Source organism: Streptomyces sp. NPDC126499 (genome assembly GCF_040302485.1).
Taxonomy (GTDB): domain Bacteria; phylum Actinomycetota; class Actinomycetes; order Streptomycetales; family Streptomycetaceae; genus Streptomyces.
The window spans coordinates 264,000-277,031 of record NZ_JBEOUO010000003.1; the positions used below are offsets into that span (position 1 = coordinate 264,000).

A 13,032-nucleotide genomic window follows, 5' to 3' on the forward strand; every position below is an offset into this window, starting at 1 on the left:
CGGTCGCCATGCGTCGGCTACTGAAGTCCACTGTTTCGTTTGTCACTCTTAGACAACTCAAAAGCAGAAGGAGGAAAAGCGACGCCGGGCGTCACACGCCTCGTATGCCCAATTTTCCTGTCACTTTGATAACGGCCTTCGTCGTTTCCTCTGTTTGTGCATGGCTAATCTTTGCCGGAATGGCCCATCTGACGGGTGGTAGCGTCGGTCTCTGGCCTGACCGTGCCGCATCACTACCGCCTAATAGGCTATTCGATCTAACTAGGAGCACTGTCACGGCCGCCGGGCTACTGGCGGGAGTTTTCGCTATCGTCTATGCCTACAGAAAGCAGAAGATCGAGGAAGCTAACAGTTTCAGAGCTGATGCCGACAGCCTTGGGGCGAGATATCAAAGCGCGGCTGAGTTGCTGGGAAACGAAAGTTCTGCTGTCCGGCTGGCTGGTGTTTACTCGCTTTCAAGGTTGGCGGATGAGGATAGTGCTCAGCGGGAAACGATTTGTCGCCTCCTGTGCGGCTACTTGCGAATGTCGTACGACCCGGATAATCCGCCACCCGGCGAGCGCGAGGTGAGGCATACAATCATCGGGGTAATTGCGGAACATCTCCAGGATCCCGCCGCTCCGGACACGTGGTGCGGTTATCAATTGGACTTCAGCGGGGCAATTTTTGACGGTGGCTCCTTCGCTGGCTCTCATTTCGTCAACACGCGTGTCGACTTTTCGGGGTGCCGGTTTGTTGCTGGCACCACTCATTTCGATGGATGCAGCTTCGAGAGTGTAGAAGTTGATTTTGGTGACGGTGAGAGCGACCCGGCCATCTTCGATGGCGGCCACCTGCACTTTATTGGTGCTCATTTCAAGGACGGGGCGGGTCTCCGGTTCATCTTTGCTGATTTCAAATCCGGCAGCTTGGAATTTGGGGCATCAGAATTCTTGCCGGGCAGTTCAGTGAGCTTTAGTTCGGCTGAGCTGCGTGACGCCTTTATTAGCTTTGGGGGTCCTGTCTGGGTCGGGGCAAATTTCCGAGGCGGTTACGTGGGTTTTGACGGGGCGAAACTGAGGTCAGGGCTATTGAGCTTCATGGGGGTTCACTTCGCGGGCGCGGAATTGAGTCTGAATAACTTGAAGCAATCCGGTGGGATGGTGCTTTTTGACCAAGCTTCCTTTGAGGCGGGTGGCGTAACTTTCGAAGAGGCGGAGCTGTCTCGCGGCGGTGTTTCGTTCGAGGAAGCATCCAACCCTGAGGGAACGGTTCGCCCTTGGCCCCTTCCGGTAACCAAGCGGCGACGGGGAAGCGCACAGTGGCGGATTGCCGGGCGGAGGCCCCGTTCTGGACGTCGATCACATCGCGGATGAGCACTCAGGTTGCGTCACTGGAGGCCCAGCGAAGTCATCCAGGCGCGAACTGGCTGGGGTTCCAGATCCCCTGGGCCGTCCCTGCGTCCGTCTGAGGGTGGCCTACGGCCACCGGCATCCACCAACAGTCATTGATAGAGGAGCTCGTTTCCATGCGCCAACAGGGTTTCCAGCAGGCTGCTCAGGCGGTGTCCCGCTTCCTCCGCAACAAGTAGGGGCAGGTGCGCTCGCGGGGCGGTGATCACGACCTTGAGCACGGCGGTGAGGCTCGTCGGAGCGACGCAAACGCCTTCCCGTGGCCACCACGCACTGGGGCATCGGCTCGCTGCGCATCGGGCCACCGCGAAGTGTGGCTGACTCGGCGATCTGGCGACGGAGGGGCAGACTTCGTTGGCAGGCTCGCCATCGGCAGCGGGCTGGCCGGCACAACCCTCGTTGTCCATGGTCAGGCAAAGTGCGTCCGGCTCGCCCCCAGCGTCAAGGCTTCCTCCATTGCCGAATGGTCAGCAGCCACGCGGGCGCGGCCTCTACAGTCGCGCCATGGATGAGAACCGACTCGCCGGAGTCCTGCACTCCGTAGCCAAGAGGATGCGCGCCGACTTCGAACAGTCGAAGGAGTTCCAGCATCGGGCAGAGACTGGGTCCAGCCGTGAGCTCCTTGCTCAAAAGGTCTTGGCCAGCCGAGTGCCAGGGCACACCGAAGTCCTCCAGAGCTGCGAGATCATCACGGCTTCGGGTGAGACGTCACCGCAGTGCGACATCGTCATCGTCGACCGCAGTACCCCGCCCCTTACAGACTTGCAGGGGTACCGGATCCTTCCGAATGAGTGCGTCTATGGAGTCGTAGAGGTTAAGACCACCTTGAACCGCGCTGAGCTACGTGATGCGTGCCAGAAGATCCAGAAAGTGAAGGCGCTCTCCAAGACCGCTTACTATCCGACGCCTGGATACCAGCGAACGCGAACAACATATGGTAAGACCTACCCCTACACGCCAACAGTTGGAATGATCTTCGCGTTCGACAGCATCGACCTCATCACTCTCGGAAATCACTTTGCAGAGTGGTGCGCCAACGTTGAACCAGAAGAGCGGCCAGACAGTATCTGGATTCTAGGAAAGGGCTACTTCGTGTGGACCGATCCGAAGTCGGGTCTCATTAACCCGAGTCCCGAACACCGCTCCGGATTGCTCGCCCTGGAGCCTTGGCAAGATGAAGATGTATTGCTGCCTCTAACCCTGCATCTAAACCAACACTTTGCTACTGCTTGGATGCCTCCGTTTCGACTGGCCGACTACGCGGGTCAGCACCCTCTCGGGACCGCCCGACACGTCTGGACCGAGGAAGAAGCACCTCCTCAGGAGTGATCTATATCCCTCTGCGAAGGGGAGCGTCTACTGGATGCCATTCCTTGCCCTACAGCGACGGCTCCCACCCCCACAATGCCTGGGGAAATCCAGCAGTCAGGAGGTAACAGGCGTGCTAGTGGATGGAGGTGTGGGAGACCAGGCAGCTAGGTGTGCCTCGTGAGCCTTCAGAGCCTCATGCATTTGGAACGCCAGCAATGACACGGGGAAACGAGCATCCGCTACATCCCGCAGTCCGGATCGCAAGGAATCTGTCAAGATGTCCACGGTCGGCATTTCATACAGACTTCGAGCTGTTCGCAATAGCGCGTGCTCCAATTCCCCGAATGAAACCTCATGAGACTCAGTTGAACCTTTATCGAGATTCCAGTGCGCGCGATACAGTTCTCGCCACATCACCGTATACGGATCGATTTTAGATATCCCGCGCCGGGCCGTCCAAGACCCCACCGGTATGCGCCAAGCCAGACGCCTGCGGGACCTACTCGGACGCTTGCGGCCAGCAACGTGAACAATGCCGCGAAGGCTTATCGTCCTGCCTCGAACGTCCGCTCCGACGTGCGACACGACACTCCAGTAGTCGAGAAGAAACGTGACCCTACTGTGAGGCTCTAGCCGCACCAATGTATCGGTCACAGCCGCGTGCGACCCATTCCCGTCGAAGGCGAACATCCTCGGACAGACAGAGTAGCGCCGCTTTCTCGTTCCATAGATGGCAAGCGCCGGACCGTGAATCGTCAAGCTCGATCGACCGGGATTCTCGACCACCAACTGGGCCAATTCGATATTGCCCCTGCCAGGCCCGTGCCCGAATGGGTAATGCAGTTCCCATTTTCCGGTGCTATTCGTCGCTAGCGTGTCCCGACCATTCATGATTGCAGTGTTTAGGTAAACACGAACACGACCACCGTCAAGCACGTGCTTGAGGACCTGCCAACCAAGTGAAACGGCTGCTGTCCCGAAGCTCAGGCAAGCCACGAACAACGCCCAAGTTGCTACTGGCAGGCCGAAAATTTCTGCCGAAGGGGATGTCATCACACTATGCTAGCCATGCCTGCTCTTACAGGTAAACAGTCGATTCCATTCAGAGAGTTTTGTTTGGCTGGGATTCTCGGCGCCTGGACCCGACTGGAAGCGCAGCGAGTAGTGCGCGCCGGCGCTGGGCCGTCTCTGGGCCGCCCAAGAGCCGTTGTGATGTTCGCCAGACCATGACTCGCTTCTACGGCCCAACGGAAGCCGGTGGGATGGAACGGGACAGGCCGGCGGGTGGGCTACTCCGTGCTCAAGTCGGAGGCCCCGAGCGGAGACGCCGGCAGGCTCGTCCGTCGGGTGTTCTGGGTTAAGGACTACGACCGCTCCGAGCAGCCCGACGGTACGTACAAGTCGTCCGCGCCCAGTGAGGCCGTCACCCGCGGACGGTCGCGCCGGGAGTCTGGAGCGAGCTGACCGAGCGCGCCTGGGGCGGCCCGCTGCCCGACTGAGCGGGCACCCGGGGCAGACCGACCACGATGGCAGCTGATGGTGCAGCGGAGAAGAGACCACCGCCGCGCGCGGTGGTCTCTTCCGCCTGCGGGCTGAGTCGCGATCTGAGCCGCGATGAGTCGCGATGCTCGTCTCGTGGGCACCCCCTCTGACCTGCGCTGAGACGCGATGAGTCGCTTGAGTCGCGATATCTCAGAAAGTAGCTGGAACATGCTCTGGCAGAGCCCGGAACCAGGCCCTCCGGTGAATACGCGGGGAAGGCTCCGAGAGAGCGCATCAGAGAACATCGAAGGTAGCTGGTCAGCGGCCTAGGGGCGCTGCTGCGGCCAAGTCTCTTCTAAGCACTTGGCCGCAGGTTCGAGTCCTGCCGGGGGCGCTTTACCGGGACCCTCCTTCGGGAGGGTCTTTTTGCTGGTCAGGGTGATTTTCGGTCGAGGGTGAGAGGTCGGGACGGGCAGCGCCGGTGGCTTGATCTGTCCGGCTGAATGAAGCCGGGGCAACGCGGTCACCCGCCGACGGCTTCGCTCCAGCTTCCCTCTGCGCCGAGATGGAAACTCCTGCGTTGCATCCGTTGGGCCGCCTCTTCGAGTGCTTCCCGTTCCCTGGCTCGCCGGGACGGATCCGGGTCCGTGAGGTGGAAACCGAGCAGCGGGACCTCGTCCGGGTCGGCGTCGCCGGGCAAAGGTCGGCCTTCCAGGAGGAAGCCGAAGAAGGCTCGAAGGGCTTCGTTGCCCAGTTCCAGAGGGTGGAACGGCAGCGCGTACGGCTCCTCGCTCCACTCCGGGTCGGACTCCACGGGCCGGTCACCGGCCCAGTAAGGCATCTCGAAGGGGAACGGGTCACCGATGTTCTCCACGATGCCGCCGCCAGGCGAGAGGCTCAGCGAGCGGCGGAGGCGGCCCTCCTCCCAGACTGCGAAGGCAAGCCAATCCGAGACACTGTGCATCGCGTGCAGGATCACGCGACGACCCGCGGCGGCCTCCAGAAGGTGTGCCGGCAGTTCCGACGGGCGGTCGAACATCAGACGCCGGTCGCAGACCAGGTCCACGCCCGGGAAGCTCGCCGCGTACGTGAGTCCCTCCGGTGGGTACGTCACCTCCCCCAGGGCCTCGCCCTTCGTCGACTCCATCTCCCAGCCCGGGAAGACCTGGGCGATCAGCGCCGCTGTTGCCTCAGCCGCCGGCTCACCGGCCTCCCGCAAAGCCGAGGCCATGTCTCCGTCCGCGTACGCCAGTAGCGCCGTCTTCGCTCCCATGAGACGCACGCTAGCCCGCACCGCTGACAGCCCCGCCGTCCCGAGAGCGTCCGCAGTTTCCGGGAGCGGCCAGCGACTGGGCACGCCGGCACAGGTCAGAGGCACCCCACTCCCCCATCCACCAAGTGCCTTCTAAGACGTCGTTCCTTGGCGCGATCGTTCGTTGAAGTGTGCGTGACCGATCTGATTGAGCGGGTGGCGGTGCGGACGAGTTGTGGGTGCCGTTCCGGCGAGTAGGACCATCGACGGCGGATGCGACCGAAGGACGGGGGCCGTCGGCGAGCAGGTGACCCGGAAGACGCTGGCCGCGATCATGGCGGCGCCTGCGCCCACCAGGTGCTCGCTCGCTAGACCGTCTTCCACGAGCCCATGATCTGCATCTGGGTCTCCCTCACCACTACCCGTGCGTCCAGCCAGGCGTCGTACAGGGCCTCCAGTTCCGGTCCGCCGATGCCCGCTCTGACGCGGTCGCGGTACACGTGCAGTTCCGAAGAGGACATCCTGCCGACCCAGCCGGCGTACTCCACCAGCGTCATGCCCCGCTTGTCGGCGTCCTCGACGAGGACGACCGCTCTTTCGTACGTGACCCCGACTGTTTGGATCCGCTCCGGCTTCACCCGGTAGCGCCAGCGGTTGCCGTTCTGGTCGACCTCGTAAGTCCATCCGTCGTCGCTCATGGCCCCAAGTGTCGGCAAGCGCTGGGCACTTCACCAGTACTGCAACGGTCTTTGACCTAATGGTCGGGTGCGGCCCGTCACCGCCCAGTTTCGGACGCGGGTCCGCCCCGGTCCGCCCGGGCTCCCGGTCGGGCAAGAGTCGTTGACGTCGCTCTGACCAGTCGTCCTGCGGCCGGGCCCGAGGTGTCGCGGCCACGGCCACGGCGGCCGGGGGTGCGAAGTGGCTCAGAGGTGTTGTGTCCCGTCGTGTCCGGCTGGGCTAACTTCGCCTTCCCAACACCGATGGGGGAGGTTTCGTGCGCGCTCTCGTCTATCTGGGTCCCGGCTCCGTCGCACTGCAGGACCGGCCCGCCGCACAGCTCTTGAACGGTGATGACGTCGTCGTCGAGGTCGTCGGTACAGGGGTCTGCGGTACGGACCGCAAGATCCTGCTCGGGCGGTTCCCCGCTCGGCCGGGCGTGGTGCTCGGGCACGAGTCGGTGGGTGTGGTCCGGGAGACGGGGCCACAGGTGCGTTCGGTGGCCGTCGGCGACCGGGTCGTGGTCAACCCCACGCTGTACTGCGGCTGGTGCGTGCCTTGCCGGCGGGGAGCGACCAACTTCTGCCGGCACAAGGCCGGGACCGAGGTCGGCGTCGACCGCGACGGTACGTACGCGGAGAGCGTGACCCTGCCGGAACGATTCGTCGTACGGCTTCCCGACGGGCTGTCCTTCCGTGGCGCCGTCCTGATCGAACCGCTCGCCTGCGTCCTCAACAACGTCGAGGCGGCGGCCGTCTCCTTCGACGACACCGTCGTGGTGCTCGGCGCCGGGCCGATCGGGATGCTGACCGCGCTGGTCGCCGCCCGCCAGGCGCGCCGGGTCACCCTCGCCGAACCCGACGGCTACCGGCTCGAACTGGCCCGCGAACAGTTCGCGCACGTCGTGGACGTGGCCGGTACGGACCCGGCCGAAGCGGTGCTCAAGGCGGCGGACGGCGAGCGCCCCTCCCTCGTCTTCGACACCACCGGGGTCGGCCTCGACGCGGCGCTGCGGCTGGTCGACGACGGCGGCCGGATCGTGGTGATGGGCTTCGACGACAGCTACGCCGTGCCGGTGCACCCGCTCCGGCTCACCAACCGCGGCATCCGGCTGATCGGTGCCGGTGACTACCGGGCCGACACCTTCCCGGTCGCCGTCGACCTGGCCGCCGAACTCTGCGCCCGGACCTGCCCGACCGGCCGGGAGCCCCGCACCGGCCCGACCGGTCCCGCCGGCCCCGAGCCCCGCACCGGTCCGGCGCCCGGGTCCCGGACCGGTGCGAGGTCCCCGTCCGGCGGCGTGCCCTTCCTGGAGCGGCTGGTGACGCACGAGTTCCCGCTCGAACGGTACGAGGACGCCTTCGCGGCCCTCGGCGGGCTCATCCAGGGCGACAAGGCCGGCCGGACCGACGCGGACGGCCGGACCGAGGCGGACCCCCGACCCGGCGCCGTCGGCCGGACCGACGCGGCCCACCCGGCCCACGCCGACGCTCCGGTCCGCGGCGACCGCGCGCCCGGGCGGCCTCCCCGTTACGACGCGCTCAAGGTGGTCATCCGCTCGCACTCCGGCCCCGTCGGCGCCGACGGCTGGCCGGTGGGCGCGTGAGCGCGCCGCGGTTCGGGGCGATCGAGTCCGGCGGGACCAAGTTCGTCTGCCTGGTCGGCTCCGCCCCCGACCGGATCGAGGCCGAGATCCGCTTCCCGACCGGCGAACCGGCCCCCACCCTGGCCCGGGCCATCGCCTTCTTCCAGGAGCGGGCCGCGGCGTCCGGACCGCTGGACGCGGTCGGGATCGCCTCCTTCGGCCCCCTCGAACTCCGTCCGGGACACGCCCGGTTCGGCCACCTCGCGGCCACCCCCAAGCCCGGCTGGTCCGGGGTGGACGTCGCCGGCCCCGTCGCCGCCGCGCTCGGCGTGCCGGTGGGCATCGACACGGACGTCAACGGCGCGGCCCTCGGCGAGGGCCGCTGGGGTGCGGCTCGCGGCCTGGGCACGTACGTCTACCTGACCGTCGGCACCGGCATCGGCGGCGGTGCGGTGGTTGGCGGCAAGGTGGTCAGCGGCCTGGTCCACACCGAGATGGGGCACCTCGCCGTGCCTCGGATCGCCGGTGACGCCTTCCCCGGGGCCTGTCCCTTCCACGGCGACTGCTGGGAGGGGCTGGCGGGCGGCGAGGCCATGGCCTCCCGCTGGGGCACCCCGGCCGAGCAACTGACCGGGGGCGCGCTGCGGGAGGCGCTCCGGCTGGAAGCGGCCTACCTGGCCGCGGGGCTGCGCAACATCGTCTACACGACCGCGCCCCAGCGGATCGTGATCGGCGGCGGCGTCGCGGAGCTGCCCGGCCTCTTCCCGCTGCTGCGCGCCGAGTTGTCCGCCGCCCTCGCCGGCTATCCCGGGCTGCCCGAGCACGCGGCCGAGGACTTCGTGGTCCCGGCCCGGCTCGGCCGGCTCGCCGGACCGGCCGGCGGCCTGGTCCTGGCGGCCGACGCGGCCGAGGCAGCCGCAGGCGCCGCCTCCACCGGCGCCGCGGCCGCCGCCGTTGCCGGGCGGCGGCGACCGCGTTCCGGTGCTGGGCCGTCGGAGGGAAGGCACGCATGAGGCGGGCCCCGGGCCGGGCAGGCTGGCCGGTATGACGCGCGCCGCCCCGGGGGGCCTCCTCGATCCGGCCACGCACGCCTGGCTGGTCCGGCACGCCCTGCCCGGGGCCCGCCTGTACGAGGTGGACCCGCTGCCCGGCGGGTTCACCAATGACATGGCCCTGCTCACCGCCCGTCCGGCCGGCGCGCCGGGCGTGGAGCGCTACGTCCTGCGCCGCTACCGGCCCCACAGCGGCCGGGTGCCGCGCAATCCCTGCGCCGTGGAGGTCGCCGTCCTCGGCCGGGCGGCGGCCCGCACCGTCCCGGTGACCCCGGTGGTCGCGGCCGATCCGCACGGCCGGGTCACCGGCCGCCCGACCCTCCTCTACCGGTTCATGGACGGGATCCCGCTCGGCCGGGTACTCGCCGAGGGCCCGGCGAGCGGCGAGGCCCGGGACCTTGGCCGGGCCGTCGGCTCGGTGCTGGCGCGGATCGGCAGGGTCAGGCTGCCCCGCCCGGGCGCCTTCGCCGACCCGTCCCTGGTTCCGGCCGCGGACGGTACGCCTCCGCTGGGCGACCTGCCCGGCTTCGTCGACCGCTGTCTTGCCGCCACGGCCGACGGCCCGCTGAGCGACACGGACAAGGAGTTGCTCAGGACCCTGGCCCGTCGAGGGGCTCCGGCGCTGGCCGCCGTGGCGGGGGAACGCAGCCTGGTCCACTGCGACTTCAACCCGAAGAACCTCCTGGTCGAACGGCGCGCGGGGCGGTGGGAGGTGGCAGCCGTGCTCGACTGGGAGCTCGCCTTCAGCGGCTCACCGCTCTTCGACGTCGGGAACATGCTGCGCTTCGCCCACGAGTACCCGCCCGACTTCACCACGGGCTTCGTCGAGGGCTTCCGGGCCGGGAGCGGCCGACTGCCCGCTGACTGGCTGCGGATCAGCCGGACGCTGGACCTCTTCGCGCTCGCGGACATCCTCACCGCACCGCCCGACCCGGCCTACTTCGCCCGCACCCTCACCGTGCTGCGCCGGGCCGCCGACGGCCGGCCCTGACCGCTGCCGGGCGGGCGGCGCCCGCTCCTCGTCCCCTTCTCCCATCCGACCCGCTCACCTCCTTTTTCACAGGAGTCGACCTCCACACAAAGGGATCATCAAAGCCTGGCCATATATGCGGCATCAATGGCGAAGAAACGATGCATCGCCTTCTTCTCAGTACCAGACGGCCGGGTTAGTCTTCCTTGGTCGAAACGAAGGACGATCCTTTATCGAGGGAGAATTCCGCCGTGCCGAACGGAAGTCCGGAAGATGTCCTGAAGACGATCACTCCGACGGTTCGCTGCAACGGGACTCCGCCCACGCCCGCCTTGCGCGAGGGACCGTACTACAAGCCAGACACCCCTTTGCGCACGAGCTTCCGGGACGATGTGGACGGGGGTGTCCCGATGCTGCTCCACGGCGCGGTGCGCACCCTTGAGGGCAAGCCCGTCGGCGGCACCCTGCTCGACTTCTGGCAGGTCGGACCCGAGGGCGTCTACGACGACGACGGCTTCCGGCTGCGCGGCCACCAGTTCGCGGACGCCGACGGGCAGTGGCGGCTCGAGACCGTCCTGCCGGCCGTGTACCCGGGCCGGACGCGGCACGTGCACGTGAAGGTGCAGCCGCCCGGAGGCACCGTACTGACCACGATGCTGTATTTCCCGGGAGAACGCCGTAACCACCTCGACAAGTATTTCCGGCCAGAATGCCTGATGGACGTGCGGGAGACCCCCGAGGGCTGGGACGCCTCGTTCACCTTCGTACTGGACGTGTGAATTCCACCCCCTTCACCGCAGCCCGGCCCGCATTCCCGTCCCGTATGCCCGGCCGTGTCTTCCTGGCCGCATTCCCCGGCCACACTCCCCGGCCGCATTCCCGGACCGCATTTCCCCGGGCGCATTCCCCGACCGAATTCCCGCCATCCGCCGTCCTTCGTGTCCGCGGGACGGAAGCCGACAGGAGATACATGGCAGACCTGATACGTGCCCAGCGCGACGACCGCGGCACCGCCCGGAGCGATGTCCGCGGCGAGGCCCTGAGCTACGTACAGAACCATCTGTACTACCCGGTCAGCGCGTACGAGATGGACCACGGTGAGGGCGTCCACCTGTACGACACCGACGGCAACGAGTACCTGGACTGCGCGTCCGGCACCTTCAACCTGAGCCTCGGATACGGTCACCCCGAAGTGGTCAAGGCCATGCGCGACCAGGTCGAACGGCTGGTGCACACCACCTCGACCTTCCAGACCGCTCCCGTCAACGAGCTGGTCCGGCGGCTGGTCGAGGTCACCCCGCCGAACCTGACCAAGGTGCACCTCAAGGTGTCGGGGGGCTCCACCGCCAACGAGGGCGCGGTCAAGATGGCGCAGCTCGCCACCGGCCGGCGCGACGTCGTCACCCTGTTCCGCAGCCACCACGGCCAGACCATGATGACGACCACCATGTCGGGCGAGTCGTTCCGCAAGGAGCCCTTTCCGCACCTGATGCCGGGTGTGCTCCAGGTGCCCGACCCCTACTGTCTGCGCTGCTTCTACGGCCAGGCGGGGCCCGACAGCTGCGGCATGCTGTGCGTCGAGCGCATCAACGACTTCCTGGACCACGCGAGTTCGGGCAGCGTCGCCTGCGTCGTCGTGGAACCGGTCTCCGGCAGCGGCGGCAACATCGTGCCTCCCGACGGCTATCTGCCCGCCCTGCGTGCCCTGTGCGACGAACGGGGCATCGCCCTCGTCTTCGACGAGATCCAGACCGGCATCGGCCGGATCGGCCGGATGTTCGCCGCCGAGCACTTCGGCGTCCGGCCCGACATCCTCACCACCGCCAAGGGCCTCGGCGGCTCCGGTGCGCAGGTCGCGGCCATCGTCGCCGACGAGCGGATGTCCGGGCTCAGCAGCGACCACCACTCCTTCACCTACGGCGGCAACGTCCTCGCCGCCGCCGCGGCGGTCGCCACCCTGGACGTGATCGGCCGCCCCGGCTTCCTGGAGAACGTCCGCGCGGTCGGCGCCCACGTCATGGAACGGCTGCGCGCGCTGGCCGCACGGCACAAGGCCGTCGTGGACGTACGCGGCCTCGGTCTGATGATCGGGATCGAGATCGGCGACGACCGGGGGCGCCCGCACAGCGAACGGGCCCAGGCCCTGGCCCGGCGCGGCATGGACCACGGCCTCATCCTGCGCACCTCCCGCTACGGCCGGGGCAACGTGATCAAGATCCGGCCGCCGCTGATCCTCACCCACGAGGAGGCCGATCTGCTCTGCGACCGGCTCGACGCGCTCTTCGCCGAGGAGGCCGCCGCGTGACCGCCCCCGCTCCCGTCCCCGCGCCCGGCGGCCCGCCGTCCGCCGCGGCCATGCGCGCGTACGTGACGGGTCTCGCCGCGGCCGTCCGCGAGGCCGTGCTGGCCGCCCGGCACCGGCACGGCAGCCGGCTGGTGCGGGGCCTCTCGCCGGGCGGCGACGCCCAGTTCGGCCTCGACGAGGTCGCCGAGGCCGCCGTCTGGAAGTACATCGCCGGCCACGACCTGCCCGTCGCCGTCTACTCCGAGGACCGCGGACTGCAGTACCACGGCGCCGACCCGGCCCATCTGCTGGTCGTGGACCCCATCGACGGCACCCGCCCCGCCGTCGCCGGCCTGGAGTCGGCCACCGTCTCGGTCGCGGTCGCCCGGATGGCGAAGCGCCCCCGGATCGCCGACGTCGAGCACGCGCTGCTGATGGAACTGCGCACGGGCGCCTACCTCTACGGCGACCTCACGACGCCGGGGATCACGGCGTACGGCTACGACCACCCCGTCCCGGCGCTGACCCGCACCACCGACCCGGCGCGGATGTTCTGGTCACTGGAGTTCAACGGCCACCCGGCCCGTCTGATGACCGAGGCCTACGGTCACCTCATCGACCTGTCGGCCAACACCGGCGGGGTCTTCGTCTTCAACAGCGCCACCTGGTCGATCTCGCGGCTGCTCACCGGCCAGCTCGACGCCTACGTGGACATCGGCAACCGGCTGCTGCGCGACGATCCGGCGCTGCTGCCCGAGTTCGAGCGCGTCGGCAACGGCCGGGTCCTGCACCTGTTCCCGTACGACATCGCCGCGGCCGTCTTCCTCGCCGAGCGGGCCGGGGCGGTCGTCACCGACGCCTACGGACAGCCCCTCGGCAGCACCGTCCTGACCGACCTCGACGTCGGCAACCAGCGGTCCTGCGTGGCGGCGTCCACGCCCGAGCTGCACCGGGCCCTGCTGGCGTCCGTCCGATGGAAGGAATGACG

General features: G+C 67.7%; 12 protein-coding genes. 9 read left to right on the plus strand and 3 right to left on the minus strand.

Translation table 11 applies throughout. The annotated features are described in order from the left end of the window. Positions 1-104: 104 nt before the first annotated feature. Positions 105-1,355, plus strand: coding sequence for a hypothetical protein (locus ABTZ91_RS05945; protein WP_352075893.1), 1,251 nt, complete (start codon positions 105-107; stop codon positions 1,353-1,355). A 128-nt stretch (positions 1,356-1,483) separates the two neighbouring features. Here ABTZ91_RS05945 and ABTZ91_RS05950 read toward each other — a convergent pair whose 3' ends face one another. Then, a complete protein-coding gene (locus ABTZ91_RS05950) occupies positions 1,484-1,612 on the minus strand; it encodes a hypothetical protein (RefSeq protein ID WP_352075894.1) in 129 nt (42 codons plus the stop codon). A 283-nt stretch (positions 1,613-1,895) separates the two neighbouring features. On the opposite strand from ABTZ91_RS05950, the gene ABTZ91_RS05955 reads away from it, so the two are divergent. Together ABTZ91_RS05955 and ABTZ91_RS05960 are read left to right on the plus strand one after the other, a co-directional pair. Next, the gene (locus tag ABTZ91_RS05955) at positions 1,896-2,720 is read left to right on the plus strand and encodes a DUF6602 domain-containing protein (RefSeq protein WP_352075895.1); all 825 of its coding nucleotides are present in this window, start codon (positions 1,896-1,898) and stop codon (positions 2,718-2,720) included. A 1,239-nt stretch (positions 2,721-3,959) separates the two neighbouring features. Then, the gene (locus ABTZ91_RS05960; protein ID WP_352075896.1) at positions 3,960-4,166 is read left to right on the plus strand and encodes a DUF6009 family protein; all 207 of its coding nucleotides are present in this window, start codon (positions 3,960-3,962) and stop codon (positions 4,164-4,166) included. Positions 4,167-4,707: 541 nt separating this feature from the next. On the opposite strand, the gene ABTZ91_RS05965 is transcribed toward ABTZ91_RS05960, so the two are convergent. Together ABTZ91_RS05965 and ABTZ91_RS05970 are read right to left on the minus strand one after the other, a co-directional pair. After that, complete coding sequence (locus ABTZ91_RS05965; protein WP_352075897.1) at positions 4,708-5,457, minus strand: DUF6928 family protein; 750 nt, start codon at positions 5,455-5,457, stop codon at positions 4,708-4,710. A 347-nt stretch (positions 5,458-5,804) separates the two neighbouring features. Next, positions 5,805-6,134 carry a hypothetical protein gene (locus tag ABTZ91_RS05970; protein ID WP_352075898.1) on the minus strand — a complete coding sequence of 110 codons (330 nt, stop codon included), beginning with the start codon at positions 6,132-6,134 and terminating at the stop codon, positions 5,805-5,807. 296 nt (positions 6,135-6,430) lie between these two features. Between ABTZ91_RS05970 and ABTZ91_RS05975 the strand changes: the two genes are divergently transcribed. The 6 genes from ABTZ91_RS05975 to ABTZ91_RS06000 all read left to right on the plus strand — a co-directional run bounded on the left by ABTZ91_RS05975 (position 6,431) and on the right by ABTZ91_RS06000 (position 13,030). Beyond that, a complete protein-coding gene (locus ABTZ91_RS05975; RefSeq protein WP_352075899.1) occupies positions 6,431-7,759 on the plus strand; it encodes an alcohol dehydrogenase catalytic domain-containing protein in 1,329 nt (442 codons plus the stop codon). Next, entirely contained in the window at positions 7,756-8,751 is a 996-nt protein-coding gene (locus ABTZ91_RS05980) for an ROK family protein (RefSeq protein WP_352075900.1), read from the plus strand. The genes ABTZ91_RS05975 and ABTZ91_RS05980 overlap by 4 nt, the downstream gene beginning before the upstream one ends. A 31-nt stretch (positions 8,752-8,782) precedes the next feature. Beyond that, positions 8,783-9,781, plus strand: a complete 999-nt coding sequence (locus tag ABTZ91_RS05985) for a phosphotransferase family protein (protein WP_352075901.1) — start codon at positions 8,783-8,785, stop codon at positions 9,779-9,781. 230 nt (positions 9,782-10,011) lie between these two features. Next, positions 10,012-10,539, plus strand: coding sequence for a hypothetical protein (locus ABTZ91_RS05990; protein WP_352075902.1), 528 nt, complete (start codon positions 10,012-10,014; stop codon positions 10,537-10,539). Positions 10,540-10,730: 191 nt separating this feature from the next. Further along, positions 10,731-12,065 carry an aspartate aminotransferase family protein gene (locus ABTZ91_RS05995; RefSeq protein ID WP_352075903.1) on the plus strand — a complete coding sequence of 445 codons (1,335 nt, stop codon included), beginning with the start codon at positions 10,731-10,733 and terminating at the stop codon, positions 12,063-12,065. Then, a complete protein-coding gene (locus ABTZ91_RS06000; protein ID WP_352075904.1) occupies positions 12,062-13,030 on the plus strand; it encodes an inositol monophosphatase family protein in 969 nt (322 codons plus the stop codon). Before ABTZ91_RS05995 ends, ABTZ91_RS06000 begins: the two co-directional genes overlap by 4 nt. The last annotated feature ends 2 nt before the right edge of the window (positions 13,031-13,032 follow it).

Bases quoted from the DNA above. Each gene is read 5' to 3' on its own strand.
- ABTZ91_RS05945 (WP_352075893.1), top strand. From the start codon at position 105: ATGCCCAATTTTCCTGTCACTTTGATAACGGCCTTCGTCGTTTCCTCT.
- ABTZ91_RS05955 (WP_352075895.1), top strand. From the start codon at position 1,896: ATGGATGAGAACCGACTCGCCGGAGTCCTGCACTCCGTAGCCAAGAGG.
- ABTZ91_RS05965 (WP_352075897.1), bottom strand. From the start codon at position 5,457: ATGGGAGCGAAGACGGCGCTACTGGCGTACGCGGACGGAGACATGGCC.
- ABTZ91_RS05970 (WP_352075898.1), bottom strand. From the start codon at position 6,134: ATGAGCGACGACGGATGGACTTACGAGGTCGACCAGAACGGCAACCGC.
- ABTZ91_RS05985 (WP_352075901.1), top strand. From the start codon at position 8,783: ATGACGCGCGCCGCCCCGGGGGGCCTCCTCGATCCGGCCACGCACGCC.
- ABTZ91_RS05995 (WP_352075903.1), top strand. From the start codon at position 10,731: ATGGCAGACCTGATACGTGCCCAGCGCGACGACCGCGGCACCGCCCGG.